This is a genomic window from Sagittula sp. MA-2 (assembly GCF_030126985.1).
GTDB lineage: Bacteria > Pseudomonadota > Alphaproteobacteria > Rhodobacterales > Rhodobacteraceae > Sagittula.
The window spans coordinates 1028769-1049654 of the sequence record NZ_CP126145.1 but is presented as its reverse complement, the minus strand read 5'-3'; the positions used below and the strand labels follow the sequence as shown (position 1 = coordinate 1049654).

Genomic DNA, 20886 nt, shown 5'->3' with positions numbered 1-20886 from the left:
AACCGCTTTAACGAAGTGTTTTTTGGCAGGTGCAGAAAGAAATCGCCGCGGGTGCTGCGGCTATTGCGCGGCCATCTGGCGGGACATCGGCAGATCGACGCGGAAGGCCGCGCCGCTGTGGTCCTGCAGGTAGGTGATCTCGCCCCCGAGCCGCGCGACGATCTGGCGGCAGATCGCAAGGCCCAGCCCGGCGCCGCCGGCCTTCTGGTCGCTGACCCGGGCGAATTTTTCGAAGATCACGTCGCGCGCCTCGGGCGCCACGCCGGAGCCGTTGTCGATGAAATCGACGTGCAGCCGGTCGCCGGATCCGTGCACCCGGATGCGGAGTTCCGGCGCCTCGGCGTCGCAGTACTTTCGGGCATTTGCGACAAGGTTGATGAACACCTGGCTCAGCCGTTCGAGGTCGGTGTTCAGCCAGACCTGTTCGTCCGGCGCGTGCCGGATGACCTTCAGCCTTGCGCCATCGTCGGCAAGGGCTGCGGCCACGGCGCGGTCGATGACGTCCGACAGCCGCCCGCCGGTCACGTTCAGGCTGACCTGCCCGTTCTCCAGCACCGAGAGGTCGAGCAGGTCGTCCAGCAGGCGCGTCAGGCGGATCGCCTCCTCGTAGATGATCGAGGCGTAGCGGTTCTGGTCGGCGCGGCTCAGGCCCTCGGCATCGCGCAGGATCTCGGAGAACGCGCGGATCGAGGTCATGGGCGTGCGCAGCTCGTGGCTGATCTGGCTGAGGAAGGCGTCCTTCTGCACCGAAAGACGGGTCAGCTTGTCGTTGGCGGCGCGCAGCTCGGCTGCGGTGCGCGACAGTTCGCGTGACTGGGTTTCGAGCCGGGCGGAATACTCCATCATCTGCGCCGTCTCGTCCGCCACGGCCATCAGGTCCTCGACCGAGACGGCCATGCCGCCGACGATCTGACCCACCATGGCGTGCGCCGTCGCCGCCCCCACGGACCCGGACAGCGTGCGTTCGAGCCGTTGCAGGAACTCCGGCGTGGGCGCCGGGAGCTGGCCTTCGGACCCCTGCCGTTCGGCCTCGCGCCGGAAAAGGTCGCGGGCATCCTGCGCGCCGAGGATGCGCTGCGCCATGATCATCAGGTCCTCGGTCTGCGCGGTGCCGTGCAGCCAGCTTCGGGCGCCGCCCTGCGCCTGCTGGATGTTGACGAACTGCGCGCCCTGCAGCCGTTCGAGCGGCGAGGGAAAGGAGAAGACCGAGACCACGAAGAAGGCCACGGTGTTGAGCGTCAGCGACCAGAAGACCGCGTGCAGCAGCGGGTCCATGCCGGTAATGCCGAAAAGCGCCTCGGGCCGCAGCCAACCGATGCCCAGCGGTCCCTGGGCGAACCATGCTTCGGGGACCAGCGTCCCGGCGCCCAGCGACGGCAGGTAGAGGGTGTAGAGCCATGTGGCGAAGCCGAAGGTCAGCCCGGCCAGCGCGCCGCTGCGGGTCGCGCCCCGCCAGAAGATGCCGCCCAGCATGGCGGGCAGCACCTGCGCGACGCCGGTGAAGCTGACGAGGCCGATGGTCGCCAGCGCCGCGCCGCCGCCCGACAGCGCGTAGTAGAGGTAGCCCAGCAGCAGCACGCCGCCGATGGACAGGCGCCGGGACAGCAGGACAACGTTGCGCACGTCGCCCGAGACGGAGGCGGTGCCGCGCCGGAGCTCCAGCCAGATCGGCATGACGATGTGGTTCGACACCATGGTCGACAGGGCGATGGCGGCGACGATCACCATGGAGGTCGCCGAGGAGAAACCGCCGAGGAAGGTCAGAAGCGCCAGGCCGTTCTGTCCCTGGCTCAGCGGCAGGGTCAGCACGAAGAGGTCGGGGTTGGCGCCCGCGGGCAGGTGCGTCATGCCGATCACCGCGATGGGCATGACGAAGAAGCTCATGAGCATCATGTAGAGAGGGAAGGCCCAGGCGGCGGTGCGCAGCTGTGCGTCGTTGTCGTTTTCGACCACCAGCACCTGGAACATGCGCGGCAGGCAGAGGAAGGCCGCCGCCGACAGCAGCATCAGCCCGGCCCAGCGCCCGCCGTCGACCTCCCACTGTCCGAGGTCGGAGGCGTCGATGCGGGCGAGCGTCTCGGACACGCCGCCCGCCATGCCCCAGACCACGAAGCTGCCGACGGCGAGGAGCGCGGTCAGCTTGACCACGGCCTCGACCGCGATGGCCATGACGACGCCGTGGTGGCGCTCGTTCGAGTCGAGATTTCGGGTGCCGAAGATGACGGTGAAGACCGCGAGCCCCACGGCCACCCAGAAGGCGGTGGTGTCCGCCCGACCGTCGCTGCCGGCGTCGAGGCGGGTGAAGACCTCTACCGAGAGGGTGACGGACTGGAGCTGCAGCGCGATGTAGGGGGTCGTGCCGACGACGGCGAGGATGGTGACGCCCACACCCAGTAGGTTGGACTTGCCATAGCGCGAAGAGATCAGGTCGGCGATGGAGGTGATGCGCTGCGAGCGGGCGATGCGCACCAGCTTGCGCAGGATCCACCACCAGCCGATCATCACGAGGCTGGGGCCGAGGTAGATCGTCAGGTATTCGAGCCCGGTGCGCGCCGCCGATCCGACCGCGCCGTAAAAGGTCCAGCCGGTGCAGTAGATCGAGAGCGACAGCGTGTAGACGACCGGAGAGCGCAGCCACGCCCCCCGCCCCCGCGCCGCCGACCGTTCGGCAAAGAAGGCCACGCTGAACAGCAGCGCCACGTAGGCCAGCGAGATGGCCGCGAGCGCGTTGAGCGTATTCACCGGCGCGCCTCCGGGCGGTCCGGGGCGCTGTTGCGCCTGATGGCGAGGATCAAAAGGCCGGTGGCCGCGGGCAGCGCCACCCAGACCGAGAAGATGTAGATCAGCGCCTGCGAGGTGGGGACCGGCTCATCCGTGCCGCGCCACAGGAGCGGCAGCCACCACAGCACGAGGCCGAGGAAGGGCAGCCCGCAGGCGGCATCGACCATGCGGCGGCGGCGGAAGGTCTGGCGCTCGACGAACTGCGGCATCCGCCGGGGCATCGGCGCGGTGTAACGGTATTCGGGACTGTCGAGCGACGTCGGAGGCCATGTCTCGGACGCGGAGCGCTGCCGCCCCTCGGGCGGTCCCTCCTCCGGCCCGCGTCCGGTGGTCATGTCCCCGAGAGCGACCGCACCGCGTCGAGCACCTCGGCGTTCGAGAACGGCTTGGTCATGAACCGGCTGGCGCCCGCGCGTTCGGCCATCTCGCGGTCCTTGGTCTGGCCCCGGGCGGTGAGCATCAGGATCGGCAGCGACGCGAAGGCCGCGTCCTCGCGCAGTTCGCGCAGGATCTCGTACCCCGACCGGCCGGGCAACATCGCATCGAGTATCACCACGTCGGGCGCACGGTCGCGCACGGTCTGCACCGCCGTCTCGCCATTCGAGTGGGAAAACACCTGCCACCCCTCACGCGCCAGAATGAACTTGATCGCCTCGATGATGTTCGGCTCGTCTTCGATCAGAAGAACCTGTCCGTTCATGCCTCACCCCTTACCTTGCCGGCCCCAGGGACTGGGTCCTCCCCCCGCAAGTGAGACGATTGTATGACTTTTACAAACCGGGTGTCAAAACGCCTTTGCCCCGCAAGAAAGAAAATTGCGCAGAGAGCAGGTCAGCCATGCGTTCGTTTCAACGGGAGGAGAGGATCGACGGCTCCCTCCGGCCCGGGCAGGCGCTGCGCGAGCAGATGCGGCAGGAAGCGCCGACCTCTTCCGGGGCGGCGTGGTCGCGGTCCGGCGGGGCGAGGCGCACCATCATGTGCGACTCGTAAAGCGGATCGGCATTGACGGCGAGGCCGCCGGTCAGCGTGGCCTGCGCGTCGGCCCAGATCACCGCATTGGCGCGGCCCATCTGCACGAGCGGCGCGGTCAGCACGACATGCGGCCGGTTCAGCGCCTTGTAGAGCGGCCAGAGCGGACAGGCTGCCCCGAAGCGCGGCATCGGGAAGTCGGGCAGCGGCTTGCGGTACGACAGCACGCCCGAGCCGTCGCAGATCGCCAGCCCCACGGGATCGGGCAGGACCTCCTCCGGCATGGCGGCGAGGCGGCGCATGATGCGGGCGGGTTCGGCATGAAGATCGCGCGCGAGGGCCACCGGGTCGGGGCCGTGGCGGTCGATCGCGGGGCGCAGCACGTCGATGGGCAGGGCGCGGGCGTCCTCTGCGTAGCGTTCGAGCCAGGGGCGCAGCAGCGCCCGCGCCGTCCCGGACATGCGCTTGCCCAGCCGCGCGAGGGCGGCGGCGGTGTCGGCGTCGCTTTCGAGTTCGGGAACGTGGTGGCCCGCGGCCTCCAGCGCGGTGTCCAGCTCCTCCTGCGGGGTGCCGGTCTCGGTCGCCTGCGCGTTGTCGGCCTCCAGATAGGTGACGAGCCCGCGCGAGGTTTCGGCAAGGCGGCCCGAGTCCTCGTAGATGTTGCGGTGAAAGCGGGCCTGCCATTCCTGGTCGATGTCGCCGGGTTCGGCGAGGATCGAGGCGGCGGAGCGGATCGCGGTCACGGTCGAGAGCATCTCGTGCAGGGAAGCGGCAAGCTGCGGGTCGTGGGTCATGCGGTCGGTCAGCACCTCGACGGAGCGTTCGAGTTGCTGCACCCGGGCACGCGTGGCGACGAGCAGGTCGGCCCAGCCGGGAAAGCGCCCGGCGAATTCGTCGGTCCGGTCAAGCTCCGCACCGGCGTCGGGCAGGTCGGAGGCGGCCTCCCGCAGGCCGGCGATCAGCGCAGCCCCTGCCCCTTCGGTCAGATGCGTCGGTTCAACCGACAGCGCGTCGGCGATTTCGAGCAGCAACTTCCCGCCGATTCTTCGGCGATTGTGCTCGATCAGGTTGAGGTAGGAGGCAGAAATCCCGGCAATCTTTGCAAGCTCTGATTGTCTCATGCCCTGCGCGATCCGCTTTTCGCGAATCCGCGACCCTGTCAGTGTGTCCCTTGGCATGGCCGTTCCCTTGCGTAATCAAGCACTTTCTGCGCCGCGACATAAACGAGTTTACAGTATATCACGGTCTACTTTTCAACAATTGACAAAAAAAGCCTTAAGGAAAAGGGAGTTGTTGCGCGATTTTCCGCTGTCACCCCATAGTACCTTTGCACAATGGTGCGCGCCGCCGCGTTGAGGAGCGCAGGCGACGCATTTCAAAAAAATGGGAGGATTTAATGTCCAAAACCGATCTGACTCGCCGTGGCGTGCTCCGGTCCGGTGCCATCGGCGGCGCCGGTCTTGCGCTTCCGACGATCTTCACCGCGTCCTCGGCCTCCGCGTTCACCAACGAGCCGACCGGCGACACCGTCACCCTTGGTTTCAACGTTCCGCAGACCGGCCCCTATGCCGACGAGGGCGCGGACGAACTGCGCGCCTACGAACTGGCCGTCGAGCACCTGAACGGTGGCGGCGACGGCGGCATGATCAACACCTTCTCGTCCAAGGCGCTGGAAGGCACCGGCATCCTGGGCAAGAAGGTCGAATACGTGACCGGCGACACCCAGACGAAATCGGACGCCGCCCGCGCATCGGCCAAGTCGATGATCGAAAAGGACGGCGCCATCATGATCACCGGCGGTTCGTCGTCGGGCGTGGCGGTCGCGGTGCAGGGTCTCTGCCAGGAGGCGGGCGTCATCTTCATGGCGGGCCTGACCCACTCCAACGACACCACCGGCAAGGACAAGAAAGCCAACGGTTTCCGTCACTTCTTCAACGCCTACATGTCGGCCGCCGCGCTGGCGCCGGTGCTGAAGAACCTCTACGGCGAGGACCGCAAGGCCTACCACCTGACCGCCGACTACACCTGGGGCTGGACGCAGCAGGAATCGATCGCCGCGGCGACCGAGGCGATGGGCTGGGAAACCGTCGAGAACGTGCTGACGCCGCTGGCGGCGACGGACTTCTCCTCCTACATCGCGCCGGTCCTGAACTCGGGCGCCGACGTGCTGGTGCTGAACCACTACGGCGGGAACATGGTCAACTCGCTGACCAACGCCGTGCAGTTCGGCCTGCGCAACAAGGAAGTGAACGGCAAGAACTTCGAGATCGTCGTGCCGCTGTTCTCGCGCCTCATGGCACGCGGCGCGGGCGAGAACATCAAGGGCATCGTCGGCTCCACCAACTGGCACTGGTCGCTGCAGGACGAGGGGTCGAAAGCCTTCGTGAAGTCCTTCGGCACCAAGTACGGCTTCCCGCCGTCCCAGGCCGCGCACACCTGCTACGTGCAGACGCTGCTTTATGCGGATGCCGTTCAGCGCGCCGGTTCGTTCAACCCCTGTGACGTCGCAGCCGCGCTGGAAGGCTTCGAGTTCGACGGCATGGGCAACGGCCCGACCCTCTACCGTGCCGACGACCACCAGTGCTTCAAGGACGTGCTGGTCGTGAAGGGCAAGGAGAACCCGACCTCCGAGTTCGACCTCCTGGAAGTGGTCGAAGTCACCCCGGCCGCACAGGTCACCTACCCGCCGGACCACCCGATGTTCGCCGGCGGCCAGCTGGGTTCGTGCAACCCGGGCGCGTAACGAGTGCGAAAGGGGGCGTGGCGACACGCCCCCGACAGCATCGCGGCCCCTTCCCGGCTGCACCGGCACTCTGACTTTGTCGCTTTCTCTTTTCGCCCTCTGACTGCGCGTCGGAGGCTTCTCCACACTCAATGCAAAGGTGGGGTCCATGGACGCAATCCTGCTTCAAATTCTAAACGGGCTCGACAAGGGCTCGGCCTATGCGCTGATCGCGCTCGGCCTGACGCTGATCTTCGGCACGCTCGGCGTGGTGAACTTCGCGCACGGTGCGCTGTTCATGATCGGCGCCTTCTGCGCGGTCACCATGCAGCGGCTGTTCGGCCTGTCGTTCGAGACGGTCGATCCCGGCAAGACCGACTTCCTCGGCAACCCTATGAAGGTCAAGACGCCCTACCTGGAGGCCTGGTTCGGCCCGGACGTGGGCGGCGCGCTGATCGACTGGTCGGTGCCGCTGGCGATCCTGCTGGCCATCCCGGTCATGCTGATCATCGGCTACGTGATGGAGCGCGGGCTGATCAAGCACTTCTACAAGCGTCCGCATGCCGACCAGATCCTCGTGACCTTCGGCCTGGCCATCGTGCTGCAAGAACTGATCAAGCACTACTACGGCGCCAACCCGATCCAGACCCCCGCCCCCGAGGCGCTGGCCGGTGTCGCGCAGCTTCTGCCCGGCGTGGTCTACCCGATCTGGCGGATCGTCTACTTCTGCTTCGCCGTTCTGATCATCGGCGGCGTCTTTGCCTTCCTGCAGTTCACCACCTTCGGGATGGTCGTCCGTGCCGGCATGGCCGACCGCGAGACCGTGGGCCTTCTGGGCATCGACATCGACAAGCGGTTCACCCTGATGTTCGGCATGGCCGCCGCGGTGGCGGGCCTGGCGGGCGTGATGTACGGGCCGATCAACGCGCCGAACTATCACATGGGGATGGACTTCCTCGTGCTGTCGTTCGTCGTGGTCGTGGTCGGCGGCATGGGTTCGCTTCCGGGCGCCGTGGCCGCCGGGTTCCTTCTGGGCATCCTCGAGAGCTTTGCCTCGACGACCTGGGCCACCACCACGATCCCCGGCATCAACCAGATCATCATCTACCTGGTCGCCATCATCATCCTGCTGACCCGTCCGCGCGGTCTGATGGGACGCAAAGGCGTGATGGAGTAAACCTATGTTCGGACTAGACAAAAAAGACGGCACCCTGCTGATCATCGTCGCCATTCTGACGATGTGCGCCCCCTTTATCCTGAACCCCTTCCCCGCCAACAGTGCCATGGCACAGTTCAATGCGGGCTACCCGGACCTGATGCAGAGGTTCGTGATCTTCGGGATCTTCGCCATCGGCTTCAACATCCTGTTCGGCCTGACCGGCTACCTGTCCTTCGGGCACGCCGCCTTCCTCGGCGTGGGGTCCTATTCGGCGGTCTGGATGTTCAAGCTGCTCAGCATGAACATCCTTCCGGCGATCATCCTCTCGGTCATCATCGCTGGACTCTTCGCGCTGGTCATCGGCTTCGTGTCGCTGCGGAGGTCGGGGATCTACTTCTCGATCCTGACGCTGGCCTTCGCGCAGATGTCCTTTGCGCTGGCCTACTCCGTGCTGACGCCCATCACCAACGGCGAGACGGGCCTGCAGGTGACGCTGGACGATCCGCGCATCCTTGGCGTGTCGGCGACGGCGGACGGCTCCATCCCGGTCACCAACCTGTTCGGGCTGGAGATGCGCGCCGCCTACGACATGGCGGTGGGTCCGTGGTCCTTCACCTTCTCGGCGGGCTACTACGTCTGTGCGGTGATCCTGCTGGTCGCCTTCTACCTGTCGATCCGCATCTTCCGCTCGCCCTTCGGCATGATGCTGCGGGCGATCAAGTCCAACCAGACGCGGATGAACTACACCGGCCTGAACCCGAAGCCCTACACGCTGGCGGCCTTCGTCATCTCCGGCATGTACGCCGGTCTCGCGGGCGGGCTTCTGGCGGCGATGGACCCGCTGGCCGGGGCCGAGCGGATGCAGTGGACCGCCTCCGGCGAGGTGGTGCTGATGACCATCCTCGGCGGCGCGGGCACGCTGATCGGCCCGGTGCTGGGCGCCGGCATGATCAAGTACTTCGAGAACATCTTCTCGAAGATCAACGAGGCCACGCTGCACGGCTGGTTCGACTTCCTGCCCGAGCCGCTGGAAAACGCCACCGTCTGGGTGCTGGAGCACTTCGTGGGCGCGGGCTGGCACCTGACGCTGGGCGTGATCTTCATGCTCGTCGTGATCTTCCTGCCCGGCGGGCTGGTCGAGGGCGGACAGCGCATCGGACGCCTGTTCGGGCGCAAGAAGGCGGCCACCAAGGCCACCGAAACCAAGCCTGCCGAATAAGGAGAGCGGACCATGGGCATTCTTGAAGTCAAGGACGTGGGCAAGCGCTTCGGCGGTCTGAAGGCGCTGAGCGACGTCAACCTCAGCGTGGCAGAGAACACCTGCCACGCGATCATCGGGCCAAACGGCGCGGGCAAGTCGACGCTCCTGAACTGCCTCGTCGGCAAGCTGATCCCCGACACCGGGTCGGTGATGTTCGACGGCCAGTCCGTGCTGGGACGCTCCCCGCACGAGATCAACCAGATGGGCATCAGCCGCGTGTTCCAGACGCCGGAGATCTTCGGCGACCTGACGGTTATGGAGAACATGATGATCCCGCTGTTCGCCCGCCGCGACGGCTCCTACCGGCTGCACGCCATCGAGTCGGTGGCGAGCGAGAGGGACCTGACCGCGCAGGCCGAGCAGATGCTGGACGAGGTGAACATGCTGGACAAGCGCCACATGCACTCGGCCTCCATGTCGCGCGGCGACAAGCGCCGGCTCGAGATGGCGATGTGCCTGATCCAGCGGCCGAAACTGCTGCTGCTGGACGAACCCACCGCCGGGATGGCGCGCGCCGACACCAACAACACCATCGACCTGCTCCGGCAGATCAAGGAAGAGCGCGACATCACCATCGCCATCATCGAGCACGACATGCATGTGGTGTTCTCCCTCGCCGACCGGATCACGGTGCTGGCGCAGGGCACGCCGCTCGTCGAGGACACGCCCGAGAAGATCAAGGGCCATCCGAAGGTGAAGGAAGCCTACCTGGGCGAAGCCGCCGCCTGACAGCCCTCGGGCGGGGCGGCGCAAAGCCCCGCCCTGTCCCATGTCGCGCCATATCGTAGGGCGGGGCTATGCGCCGCCTCCCTTTCCGAAAGGACCCACAGATGAACGTCCGTCCCGATTTTTCGAAACACGCCAACCACGCCGAAACGGCGCCCGCCTTCCTCTCCGTGTGGGACATGCACTCCTACTACGGCGAGAGCTACATCGTGCAGGGCATTTCCTTCAACGTGCACGAGGGCGAGATCCTCGCCCTGCTGGGCCGCAACGGCGCCGGCAAGACGACGACGCTGCGCTCCATCGCGCGGCTCGACAATCCGCAGGTGATGAAGGGCGAGATCTGGCTCGACCACCAGCCGCTGCACACCATGCGCTCGCACCAGGCGGCGGTGGCGGGACTGGGTCTCGTGCCCGAAGACCGGCGCATCATCCCCGGCCTGACGGTGGAGGAGAACCTGCAGCTGGCCCAGATCGCGCCGCCGATCGGCTGGTCGCTCGACCGCCTCTACGAGCTGTTCCCGCGCCTCGGCGAACGCCGCAAGCAGGAGGGCGTCACCCTTTCCGGCGGCGAGCAGCAGATGCTGTCCATTGCACGGGCACTGGCGCGCGACATCAAGGTCCTGCTGCTGGACGAACCCTACGAGGGTCTCGCCCCGGTCATCGTCGACGAGATCGAGAAGACCCTGCGCCACATCAAGGAACAGGGCATGACCACGATCATCGTCGAACAGAACGCCGTGCGCGCCCTGCAACTGGCCGACCGCGCCGTGATCCTCGACACCGGCAGCATCGTCTACGACGGCTCCGCCGCCGAGGTGCTCGAGAACGAATCCCTGCGCGCCGAATACCTGGCGATCTGATCCGGCTGCGCCCGCCGCGGCGCCGTCCGTCCCGGCCACACGACCAACGAACCACTTGATTTCAGGGGCGGGGAGGTTTTCCCTGCCCCTGACCGATTTAGGAGGAGAGACAATGTCCAAAACCTACCCGCCGTCGTCCGAGGTGGTGTCGCGCGCACATGTGGATGCGTCGAAGTACGAGGCGATGTATGCGGCCTCCGTTTCCGATCCGGATGCGTTCTGGGCGGAGCAGGCAGAGCGCCTGGAGTGGATGAAGCGGCCGACCGAGATCCGCAACGTCGACTTCACCCTGGGCCAGGTCTCGATCGAGTGGTTCCGGGACGGCACGCTGAACGTCGCGGCCAACTGCGTCGACCGCCATCTCGAGACCCGCGGCAACCAGACCGCCATCATCTTCGAGCCCGACGACCCGAACGAACAGGCGCAGTCGATCTCCTACAACGACCTGCACCGCCGCGTCTGCCGCATGGCCAACGTGCTGGAATCGCTGGGTGTCCGCAAGGGCGACCGCGTGGTCATCTACCTGCCGATGATCCCCGAGGCCGCCTACGCCATGCTCGCCTGCGCCCGCATCGGCGCGATCCACTCCATCGTCTTCGCCGGCTTCTCTCCGGACGCGCTGGCCGCCCGCATCAACGGCTGCGACGCAAAGGTGGTGATCACCGCCGACGAGGCGCCGCGCGGCGGCCGCAAGACCCCGCTGAAGACCAATGCCGACAAGGCGCTTCTGCACTGCAAGGACAGCGTCAAGTGCCTCGTGGTCAAGCGCACCGGCGGCCAGACCACCTGGGTCGAGGGCCGCGATTTCGACTACAACGAGATGGCGCTGGAAGTCTCCGACTACTCCCAACCCGTTGAAATGAATGCCGAAGACCCGCTGTTCATCCTGTACACCTCCGGTTCGACGGGTCAGCCGAAAGGTGTCGTACACTCGACAGGTGGATATCTGGTTTACGCCGCCCTCACCCACGAGGTCACCTTCGATTACCACGATGGCGACGTCTACTGGTGCACCGCCGACGTGGGCTGGGTCACCGGGCATTCCTACATCGTTTACGGGCCCCTGGCGAACGGCGCGACCACGCTGATGTTCGAGGGCGTGCCGACCTACCCCGACGCCAGCCGCTTCTGGCAGGTTTGCGAAAAACACAAGGTAAACCAGTTCTACACCGCGCCGACCGCGATCCGCGCGCTGATGGGCCAGGGTAACGAATTCGCAACGAAATGCGATCTATCCTCGCTGCGGCTTCTGGGCACGGTGGGCGAACCGATCAACCCGGAGGCGTGGAACTGGTACAACGACGTCATCGGCCAGGGGCGCTGCCCGATCGTCGACACATGGTGGCAGACCGAAACCGGCGGGCACATGATGACCCCGCTGCCGGGCGCGCATGCCACGAAACCCGGCGCGGCGATGCGCCCGTTCTTCGGCGTGCAGCCCGTGGTGCTGGACCCGCAGTCCGGGGCAGAGATCGACGCCGTCCCGACGGAGGGCGTGCTGGCCATCAAGGACAGCTGGCCCGGCCAGATGCGCACCGTCTGGGGCGATCACGAGCGGTTCGAGAAGACCTACTTCTCGGACTACAAGGGCTATTACTTCTCCGGCGACGGCTGCCGCCGGGACGCCGACGGCGACTACTGGATCACCGGACGGGTCGACGACGTGATCAACGTCTCGGGCCACCGCATGGGCACGGCGGAGGTCGAATCGGCCCTCGTGGCGCATGAGAAGGTCGCGGAGGCCGCGGTCGTCGGCTACCCGCACGAGATCAAGGGCCAGGGCATCTACTGCTACGTGACCCTGATGAACGGCGTCGAACCCTCGGACGAACTCCGCAAGGAGCTGCGCACCTGGGTCCGCCAGGAGATCGGCCCGATCGCCTCGCCCGACCTCATCCAGTGGGCCCCCGGCCTGCCCAAGACCCGCTCCGGCAAGATCATGCGCCGCATCCTGCGCAAGATCGCAGAAAACGACTACGGCGCACTCGGCGACACATCCACACTCGCAGAACCAGCCGTCGTCGACGACCTCATCGAAAACAGAATGAACAAGGACTGAGGCCTGCACGGCCCCACGCAGGGCCGCGATAAAATTAAAGCGCGACCGCTCCGGCGGTCGCGTTTCCTTTCGGATAACAGCGCATTCGGAAGACACCGCCAGCCAACCGTTCGAAACACCTGGCGGATCGTTTACAGAAGGTGAACGCACGCATTTATGCCCCGATATTCGTTTCCACCCTCAACCTGGTCTTAGCCTGCGTTAATCAGCACCTCAGAATTTCCTTCCAATTATAGCGGCATGGCTGCGAAACTGCGGAACATATGCTAAACATGGTCTGGTGGGGGCGCGCTGGACGGAGCAGTGGAAATGCAACTCTCAGGCCTCTCTTTCACGAGTGCGCCGCAGGTGATGGGCCAGACACGCGGCCTGCCCGCCGTCGAGGACAAGACGGTGGATGTTCAGAAGATCAAGCCAATCCTCGACGCACGCCAACCGGAGACCCAGCTCGGGTCGCCGCAACCGCCCTCATCGTTCTGGAACACTGCGCAGGGCAAACCCGATCCGCGCAACCATAACGCGCCGCCGTCGATCATGCAGATCAAGATCAGCCAGATGCTGAACGATCAGGCGACGGAACATGCGGCCGGGCAGCCGGACGAGACGACGGAGGACAAGCCGGAAGTGGCCGTCGCCGCCACCGGCGCCCCCCGACCCGCGCCCGAAGCCGCGAAGGCCAATGCGTCCGAGCACGCGATCCTGCCGTTCCCGAACCGGGAACCCGAGAAAGGCGAGGAGACCGCGCTCATGCTGCCGCAGATGCCCGAGCCGCCCGCAAGACCCGCACCGCGGGAGATCGAGGTCAAGGAGGCGCGGCCCAGCCAGGCTCAGGCGGGTTACGGCGACGCGGCCAGCATGTCGCGCAAAGATGTCTTCAGCACCTTGCCATAGTTGTTCTTCGGCAATTCCTCGACCGCGAAGTAGGCTTTGGGCCGCTTGAACCGCGCGATGCGGTCCAGGCAATGTGCGTCCAGCGCGGCCACGTCCAGCGCACCGCGGCTGACCACGAAGGCCACCACGTCTTCGCCCCATTCAGGATGCGGTCGCCCCAGAACGGCGACCTCAAGCACGTCCTCATGTTCCAGCAAGGCCTCCTCGACCTCGCGCGGGTAGATGTTGGTGCCTCCGGAAATGATCAGGTCCTTCGAACGGTCCTTCAGCGTGACGTAACCGTCCGCGTCCATGCTGCCCAGGTCGCCGGTGCACAGCCATCCATCCCTGAGCGTCTTCGCCGTGGCCTCCGGGTTACGCCAGTACCCCGGCATGACCACGTCGCCGCGCACGAGGATTTCACCGATCTCGCCCGGTTCGGAGGCGCCGTCGATGCGCACCTCCACCGCGGATTGCGCCCGCCCGACAGAACCCAGCCGCGACCGCCAGTCCGGGTGGCTCCGGTCGCTCACTTCGCCCTTGGTCAGCGCGGTGATCCCCATCGGGCATTCGCCCTGCCCGTAGATCTGTGCGAAAACCGGACCGAAGGTTTCGGTCGCCTCGAGGAGGTCGGAAAGATACATCGGCCCGCCGGCGTAGACGATCGTCTTCAGCCCCTCGCCGCGGCGGTCCGCCTCGCGCGCGTGGCGGGTCAGGCGCTGGACCATCGTCGGCGCCATGAACATGTGAGCCCGTCCGAAATGCGCCGCCAGATCGAGGGTTTCTCCCGCATTGAAGCCGCCCGAGGCCGGGAAGACGTGACGCGCGCCGGCGCGGCCATGCATCAGGCTGTAAAGCCCGGCCCCGTGGCTGAGGGGCGCCGCGTAGATCGTCGCATCCCCGGCCTCCACCCGTTCGAGATCGGCCTGATAGCTCAGCGACATGGTCATCAGCATCCGGTGGGTGATCATCACGCCCTTGGGGCGGCCCGTGGTGCCGGAGGTGTAGAACAGCCAGGCAAGGTCATCCGGCGCGCGGGCCACTGTCGGCAGAGGCGTGGCAAAGAGTGCGTCCCACTCCGGCGATCCGGCCGCCACGACGGGCACCCCGGTCACATCGGTCAGCGCCCCGGCCAGCGAAGACGTGGCCAGCGCAAGGCAGGTGCCGGAGTTCTCCATGATCCAGGCTGCCTCTCGCGCGTGGAGCTTGGCGTTGATCGGCACCACGACAGCGCCCGCGCGCCAGACGGCGAAGAGCCCCACGAGGTACTGCGGGGTGTTCTTCATGAAGATCGCCACGCGGTCGCCCGGAGCCACGCCACGCGCCGCCAGACCGCCAGCCAGCGCCGCCACCGCCGACACGAAGCTGCCGTAGTCCGAAACGCAGTCCGTGCCGTCGAAAAGCGCGCCGCGCCCGGGGTCCCCGGCGGCGGTCCGGGTCAGCCATTCTGCTATGTTCATGCCCGATCCTCCCTGCGCCTGATCCAAACATTAAGCGCCGAGCCGCGCAATCTGCGCCGGCGTCGCTTTTCACCGCCGCAAACCTCACCTATAAGCGCTGACAGCCTGCGCGGACCAAAGGCGCGGGCGCCATCGGCATTGGCAGCGGCAAGAGCACGGCACGAGGACGGCATGAGCAAGAACACCCACGAGACAGACGTGGCCTTCATCAAGGCCCTGGCGGAGGTCCTTCAGGAAAACGACCTGACCGAGCTGGAAGTCAAACGGGAGTACGGCGAGGACGACAGCCTGAACGTCCGCGTGTCGCGCGCGGCACCGGCGGTGACCTACGCAGCCCCGGCGCCCGCCGCAGCCCCTGCCCCGGCAGCCGCCGCAGCGCCCGCAGCACCTGCCGCCGCGGCGGAACTGCCGGAAGACCCGGCGGCGCATCCCGGCGCGGTGACCTCTCCCATGGTCGGCACGGTCTACATGCAGCCCGAACCGGGCGCGCCGTCGTTCATCTCGGTGGGCGCGCAGGTCAAGGAAGGCGATACGCTCCTGATCGTCGAAGCGATGAAGACCATGAACCACATCCCGGCCCCCCGCGCCGGCACCGTCAAGCGCATCCTCGTCGAGGACGGCGCACCCGTGGAATACGGCGCCCCGCTGGTCATCCTCGAATAAACCCAAGAGGAACAGCATGTTCGACAAGATACTCATCGCCAACCGCGGCGAGATTGCGCTCCGCGTCATCCGGGCCTGCCGCGAGATGGGCATTCCCTCCGTCGCCGTGCACTCCACCGCGGATGCCGACGCGATGCACGTCCGTATGGCGGATGAAACCATCTGCATCGGTCCCGCACCGTCGCCCGACAGCTACCTGTCGATCCCGGCGATCATCTCGGCCTGCGAAGTGACCGGCGCCACGGCGATTCACCCAGGCTACGGTTTCCTTTCCGAGAACGCCCGCTTCGTGCAGATCGTCGAAGACCACGACCTGACCTTCATCGGGCCGTCGGCGCAGCACATCTCGATGATGGGCGACAAGATCACCGCCAAGGACACCGCGAAGGCGCTGGGGATTCCCTGCGTGCCCGGGTCTGCGGGCGGCGTGCCCACGGTCGACGACGCCAAGAAGATCGGGGCGGAGTTCGGCTATCCGGTCATCATCAAGGCCACCGCCGGCGGCGGCGGTCGCGGCATGAAGGTCGCGGCGGACGAGACGCAGATGGAACGGGCCTACCAGACCGCGCGGGCCGAGGCGAAAGCCGCCTTCGGCAACGACGAGGTCTACATCGAGAAATACCTGCAGAAGCCGCGCCACATCGAGATCCAGGTGTTCGGCGACGGTCAGGGCGGCGGTGTCCACCTTGGCGAACGAGACTGTTCGCTGCAGCGTCGTCACCAAAAGGTCTTTGAAGAGGCCCCCGGCCCCTGCATCACCCCCGAAGAGCGTGCGCGGATCGGCAAGATCTGTGCCGACGCGATCTCGGAAATGGGCTATCGCGGCGCGGGCACCATCGAGTTCCTCTACGAGGACGGCGAGTTCTACTTCATCGAGATGAACACCCGCCTGCAGGTGGAGCACCCGGTGACGGAGGCGATCTTCGGTGTCGATCTGGTGCGCGAACAGATCCGCGTCGCCGCCGGTGAGAAGCTGTCCTTCACCCAGGACGAGCTGACGATCAACGGCCACGCCATCGAGGTCCGGATCAACGCGGAGAAGCTGCCGGAATTCCGGCCCTCGCCCGGGACGATCTCGCACTTCCATGCGCCCGGCGGGCTTGGCGTGCGGATGGATTCCGCGCTGTATGACGGCTACCGCATCCCGCCCTACTACGACAGCCTGATCGGCAAGTTGATCGTGCATGGCCGCGACCGGCCCGAGGCTCTGGCCCGGCTGAACCGCGCGCTGGGTGAGCTGATCGTCGACGGTGTCGACACCACGGTGCCGCTGTTCCACGCGCTGCTGCGGGAAAAGGACATTCACACGGGCGCCTACAACATCCACTGGCTGGAGAAGTGGCTGGAGTCCGGCGGTCTGAAGTGATCGCGTGATACGAGAGGCCGCCCCCGGGGCGGCCTTTTTTGCTTGAAGCCGACTGCTGCCCGCGCAGTCCCCGTTGCCGCCAACACCCGTTTGCCGCGCCCCCGGCGATCCGTTACCGTTGGCGGCACACCTCGTCGCTTGCCCGCGGATCATGACCGTCACTCCGGACCTCCTGTTGCACGCCTATCGTTCCGGCATCTTCCCGATGGCCGAACGCCACGACGATCCGGAGATCTTCTGGGTCGATCCCCGCCGTCGGGGTGTCTTGCCGATCCGGCAGTTCCACATCTCGCGCAGCCTCGCCAAACGCCTGAAACGGGAAGATTATTCCGTGACGCTGAACGCCTGCTTCGGCGGGGTAATCGACGGCTGCGCCGACCGGTCGGAGACCTGGATCAACACCGAAATCCGCCTGCTGTACGAAGAGCTGTTCGACATGGGCCATGCCCATTCTCTAGAGGTCTGGTCGAGGGGGGCGTTGGTGGGCGGCGTCTATGGCGTGTCGGTGGGCGGTGCCTTCTGCGGCGAAAGCATGTTCTCGCGGATCACCGACGCCTCCAAGATCGCGCTGGCCTGGCTGACCGACCTTCTGGGCCGGACGGGTTACACCCTGTTCGACACGCAGTTCCTGACGCCCCACCTCGCGACGCTCGGCGCGACAGAGATCACCCGGTCCGAGTACCGGCACCTGCTGGCCCGGGCCCTGATGGAGGACGCCGACTTGACGCGGGCGCCGCTGGCCTCAAGCGGCGCAGAGGTTGTGGCGCGCAACGCGGCCAACCGGGCGGAGCGGTCCGTTTCCTGAAGCGGAGGGCAGCCCCCTGCCCGTCACTCCGTCGTGCAGCGCAGGACCCAGACGTCGTAACGCGGGTGGTCGAGCGGGAAGAGCGCAGGCGACGAGGCCACCATCCACCCTTCGAACACCGGCTGGGCGACGCCCGCCTCGCGGATGGTGAGGAAGGCATAGGCATTGCCGGACGGGTCACCGACCGGGTAGCGGCATTCGCGCAGCACGACTTCCAGGAGGCCCATGACGTGGCTTTCGCCGTTGCGCAGGGTGAAGTCCGCCACCTTGGCGTTCAGCTTGTCGAGGCCGCGCAGAACGGCACCTGTGCCGGCATTGACCTCTTCCTGTGCCTGCGCGGCGCCGCCGAGGCACAGCGCCGCCAGTGCGGTCGCCAGAAAGGCCTTCCGGAATGTCATTCTTCGTTCCCTCCGCCGACGTACTTCAGCAGCAGCGACAGCAGGCTGACGGAGCCTTGGGTGTCGAGGATCTCGTCCCCGGCGGCAAAGAAGAACGGCGAGCCGCCCGGCGAGATTTCCACGTAGTTGCCGCCAAGCAGCCCTTCGGACGCGATGATGATTGCGCTGTCGTCGGGGATCTGGATGCCGTCTTCGACCGTCACGACCGTGTCGGCGCGGTAGGTCGTCGGATTGAGGGCGATGTCGGTGACGGTTCCCACCTTCACCCCGGCCAGCCGGACGTCGGTGCCGACGGTCACGCCCTCGATCGAACGGAAGGAGGCGGTCAGGTCATAGCCCGTACCGCCAAGCGAATAGCCCGTGCTCTGGATCGTGTAGACGCCGAAGGCCAGCGCGCCGGCCAGAACCGCCGCGCCCAGCGTGACTTCGCCGGCGGAATGGCTCATTCCGGGCTCCAGGCCTCGTAGTCCTGACGCTCCGCAGGATGGGCCTGGCGGATGGAGCCCTGGGGCGCATAGGCCAGCGCGGTGCCGGTCAGGTTCTCGATATGGGACTTTTCCCACGGCTTGTGCGGCAGCGGCTTTTCGCTGGGCAGGTCGTCGAAGGTGTAATGCAGCCAGCCGTGCCAGTCGGGCGACACGCGGGAAGCCTCGGCCTCGCCGTTGAAGATCACCCAGCGCTTGCCGTCGGCGCCGGTGTAGAAGGCATTGCCTTGCTCGTCCTCGCCGACCTTCGTGCCCTTGCGCGCCGTGTACATCAGGGTGTTCAGGGTTGCGCCGTTCCACCAGGTGACCGCGCGCAGAAGGGTTTTGAGAATGCCCATGGACGACTCCTTCGACGTTTCAATCGCTTGTATGGCGAAACACGGGGCCAAGGTCCAGTGGCCCGGGTGACGCAGATGGCCCCTGTCTTCACCCATTTGCCAAAAATCGCTGGTGTGGCGGGGTCACCGTGGCACAGTTGGCGAAAAGATCATCGCATACGTTGCACCTCAAGCGAGCAGCCATGACCGAAATGACCCACGCGGCCGTCTGCAAGGGCGTCAAAGTGCCATCGTCTCCGTTCCTGACCGAGACGCGCATCAAGCGGATGGCAGAGGCACGCTACGAGGGCGAGGAGATCGCCGGTGCCCTCGCCGTTGTGCGCGAAGGCGACCGTGTGCTGGAGATGGGCGCTGGCCTTGGCGTCGTGGGGGCCGTGACCGCGCTGAATGCAAAGCCCGAGGCAGTGCTGTCGTTCGAGGCCAATCCCAGCCTCGTGCCGCATATCGAGAAGCTCTATGCGCTGAACGGGCTGGAGGACCGGATCGAAGTCCGCAACCAGCTGGTGATTTCCGCCCCCGACCGGCCGGAGAGCATGACGTTCCATGTCCGTAACTCCTTCCTCGGCTCTTCGCTGATCGACCGCGAGGGGCGCCAGACACACCCGGTGGAAGTGCCGACCGTCGCCTTCGACAAGGTCCGGAAAGAGTTCCGGCCCTCTGTCCTGATCATGGACATCGAGGGCGGGGAGCTGGATTTCCTCAGCCATGCCAACCTTGACGGCATCCGTGCCGTGGTGATCGAGTTTCACCCCGACCTTTACGGCACCAGGGGCACCAAGCAGTGCAAGGACGCGCTGCGGGCGGCAGGTTTCGCGAAGGTCGAGGAGAAGTCGACGCGCTTTGTCTGGACCTGCATCCGCAAGGTGCGCCTGTCGCCGCCGCAATCGACCGAAGGTTGGTCGCGGGAAAGCGTGACTCTGGAAGGGCCGGTGGTCGTGCCGCCTGTCGCGCGCAGCCATGTGCAGGAAACGGGTGTGCTGACGCGCGAGGGTCTGCCGGTTCAACATGCCGGGCTGTGGCGTGGCCAGCGGCTGCTGACCGTGCCGCCCGCCATGCCGGAGGGCGCGGTGGAGCGCCTGCCGGGCAAATGGCTGTGGGGCGGGGTGCTGTGGCGCTACTTCCCGCATTTCATCACCGAGAGTGTCACCCGCCTCTGGGCGCTTGAGGGGATGGACCAGTCGGACTTCGACGGCATCCTGTTCGTGCCGAAGAACCCCGGCAACGACCATCCGGCGCCCGGCTTCCATCGGGCCTTCCTCAACCTGATAGGCACAAGCCTCGAGATCCGGGAAGCGCGCGTGGCGCTCAGGCCGGACGAACTGGTGGTGCCGGGACAGGGGTTCGGGCTGGGCGAGATCAGCAAGGGCACGCCGGAGTTCCGTGCGGCGATGGCCGCGCGTTTCGCTACGGAGGTGAAGGCAGAGGGGCCCGAGAAGCTTTATATCAGCCGCTCACGGCTTGAGCCGCAGCGCGGTGCCCTGCTGGGCGAGGCCGCGCTGGAGGCCTTGCTGGAGGCGGAAGGCTACACGGTCTTCCACCCGCAGGAACACAGCCTAGAAGTGCAAATCGCGCACTATCGCGCCGCGAAACAGGTCATCGCGGCGGAAGGGTCTTCGCTGCACCTGTATGCCTTTGCCGGACGTCCGGATGCACAGGTCGCGATGATCCTGCGGCGCAAGTCGAAGGCGACGCAGCATATCTCGACCCATATCGAGGGGTTCACCGGGGTGAAGCCGCTCTGGATCGAGCATCTGCGCCGCACATGGGGCCGCTCGGATACGCCGCGCAAGCGTCTGCATATCGGAGAGCCGGACTTTGCCGCGATCCAGAAGGACCTGATCGCCGGCGGGTTCATCGGCCAAGGGGACGCCTGGACGCAGCCGCCTGAGGAAGAGATGCAGGCGCTGCTTGGCCCCGACTACCAACTGGTCGACGAGGCCATGAGGATCGCAAGCTGAGGCCGC

The 20886-nt window shown here is 66.3% G+C and carries 19 protein-coding genes; 11 read left to right on the top strand and 8 right to left on the bottom strand.

Features of this window, described 5'->3' with window-relative positions:
- Positions 1-60 precede the first annotated feature (60 nt).
- From QNI11_RS05270 to QNI11_RS05255, 4 genes are all read right to left on the bottom strand, one after another.
- Positions 61-2742, bottom strand: coding sequence for a sensor histidine kinase (locus QNI11_RS05270; protein ID WP_100927515.1), 2682 nt, complete (start codon positions 2740-2742; stop codon positions 61-63).
- The gene (locus QNI11_RS05265) at positions 2739-3116 is read right to left on the bottom strand and encodes a hypothetical protein (RefSeq protein WP_254698321.1); all 378 of its coding nucleotides are present in this window, start codon (positions 3114-3116) and stop codon (positions 2739-2741) included. The genes QNI11_RS05270 and QNI11_RS05265 overlap by 4 nt, the downstream gene beginning before the upstream one ends.
- Positions 3113-3481: a response regulator transcription factor gene (locus QNI11_RS05260; protein ID WP_100927516.1), complete on the bottom strand. Its 369-nt coding sequence runs from the start codon at positions 3479-3481 to the stop codon at positions 3113-3115. The genes QNI11_RS05265 and QNI11_RS05260 overlap by 4 nt, the downstream gene beginning before the upstream one ends.
- A gap of 148 nt (positions 3482-3629) precedes the next feature.
- A complete protein-coding gene (locus QNI11_RS05255) occupies positions 3630-4928 on the bottom strand; it encodes a helix-turn-helix domain-containing protein (protein ID WP_283982586.1) in 1299 nt (432 codons plus the stop codon).
- Positions 4929-5146: 218 nt separating this feature from the next.
- Here QNI11_RS05255 and QNI11_RS05250 point away from each other — a divergent pair, with 218 nt between their 5' ends.
- The 7 genes from QNI11_RS05250 to QNI11_RS05220 all read left to right on the top strand — a co-directional run bounded on the left by QNI11_RS05250 (position 5147) and on the right by QNI11_RS05220 (position 13428).
- Positions 5147-6493, top strand: coding sequence for a substrate-binding protein (locus QNI11_RS05250; RefSeq protein WP_100927518.1), 1347 nt, complete (start codon positions 5147-5149; stop codon positions 6491-6493).
- Positions 6494-6641: 148 nt separating this feature from the next.
- Positions 6642-7649, top strand: a complete 1008-nt coding sequence (locus tag QNI11_RS05245) for a branched-chain amino acid ABC transporter permease (protein ID WP_100927519.1) — start codon at positions 6642-6644, stop codon at positions 7647-7649.
- Between the two features lie 4 nt (positions 7650-7653).
- Entirely contained in the window at positions 7654-8850 is a 1197-nt protein-coding gene (locus QNI11_RS05240; protein WP_100927520.1) for a branched-chain amino acid ABC transporter permease, read from the top strand.
- Positions 8851-8862: 12 nt separating this feature from the next.
- Positions 8863-9621 (top strand): ABC transporter ATP-binding protein, encoded by a 759-nt coding sequence (locus QNI11_RS05235; RefSeq protein WP_100927521.1) that lies wholly within the window; start codon positions 8863-8865, stop codon positions 9619-9621.
- Positions 9622-9722: 101 nt separating this feature from the next.
- The gene (locus tag QNI11_RS05230; protein ID WP_100927522.1) at positions 9723-10478 is read left to right on the top strand and encodes an ABC transporter ATP-binding protein; all 756 of its coding nucleotides are present in this window, start codon (positions 9723-9725) and stop codon (positions 10476-10478) included.
- Between the two features lie 112 nt (positions 10479-10590).
- A complete protein-coding gene (gene acs, locus QNI11_RS05225; RefSeq protein ID WP_100927523.1) occupies positions 10591-12537 on the top strand; it encodes an acetate--CoA ligase in 1947 nt (648 codons plus the stop codon).
- 309 nt (positions 12538-12846) lie between these two features.
- Positions 12847-13428 (top strand): hypothetical protein, encoded by a 582-nt coding sequence (locus QNI11_RS05220; protein WP_100927524.1) that lies wholly within the window; start codon positions 12847-12849, stop codon positions 13426-13428.
- On the opposite strand, the gene QNI11_RS05215 is transcribed toward QNI11_RS05220, so the two are convergent.
- Entirely contained in the window at positions 13374-14867 is a 1494-nt protein-coding gene (locus QNI11_RS05215) for an AMP-binding protein (RefSeq protein ID WP_283982585.1), read from the bottom strand. The genes QNI11_RS05220 and QNI11_RS05215 overlap by 55 nt on opposite strands.
- Before the next feature lie 171 nt (positions 14868-15038).
- Between QNI11_RS05215 and accB the strand changes: the two genes are divergently transcribed.
- The 3 genes from accB (at position 15039) to aat (ending at position 17701) form a co-directional block, all read left to right on the top strand.
- Positions 15039-15530, top strand: coding sequence for an acetyl-CoA carboxylase biotin carboxyl carrier protein (accB, locus tag QNI11_RS05210; protein WP_100927526.1), 492 nt, complete (start codon positions 15039-15041; stop codon positions 15528-15530).
- Between the two features lie 16 nt (positions 15531-15546).
- Positions 15547-16896, top strand: a complete 1350-nt coding sequence (accC, locus tag QNI11_RS05205; protein ID WP_100927527.1) for an acetyl-CoA carboxylase biotin carboxylase subunit — start codon at positions 15547-15549, stop codon at positions 16894-16896.
- A 151-nt stretch (positions 16897-17047) separates the two neighbouring features.
- Complete coding sequence (gene aat, locus QNI11_RS05200; protein WP_100927528.1) at positions 17048-17701, top strand: leucyl/phenylalanyl-tRNA--protein transferase; 654 nt, start codon at positions 17048-17050, stop codon at positions 17699-17701.
- Between the two features lie 23 nt (positions 17702-17724).
- Here the strand turns inward: aat and QNI11_RS05195 are convergent, their stop codons facing one another.
- Genes QNI11_RS05195 through QNI11_RS05185 form a run of 3 tightly spaced genes read right to left on the bottom strand, consistent with a single transcriptional unit; the run spans position 17725 to position 18922 of the window.
- Positions 17725-18099, bottom strand: a complete 375-nt coding sequence (locus QNI11_RS05195; RefSeq protein ID WP_283982583.1) for a DUF2155 domain-containing protein — start codon at positions 18097-18099, stop codon at positions 17725-17727.
- A complete protein-coding gene (mlaD, locus tag QNI11_RS05190) occupies positions 18096-18545 on the bottom strand; it encodes an outer membrane lipid asymmetry maintenance protein MlaD (protein ID WP_100927530.1) in 450 nt (149 codons plus the stop codon). Before mlaD ends, QNI11_RS05195 begins: the two co-directional genes overlap by 4 nt.
- Entirely contained in the window at positions 18542-18922 is a 381-nt protein-coding gene (locus QNI11_RS05185; RefSeq protein ID WP_100927531.1) for an NADH:ubiquinone oxidoreductase subunit NDUFA12, read from the bottom strand. Before QNI11_RS05185 ends, mlaD begins: the two co-directional genes overlap by 4 nt.
- Positions 18923-19104: 182 nt before the next feature.
- On the opposite strand from QNI11_RS05185, the gene QNI11_RS05180 reads away from it, so the two are divergent.
- Positions 19105-20880, top strand: a complete 1776-nt coding sequence (locus tag QNI11_RS05180) for an FkbM family methyltransferase (protein WP_283982581.1) — start codon at positions 19105-19107, stop codon at positions 20878-20880.
- The last annotated feature ends 6 nt before the right edge of the window (positions 20881-20886 follow it).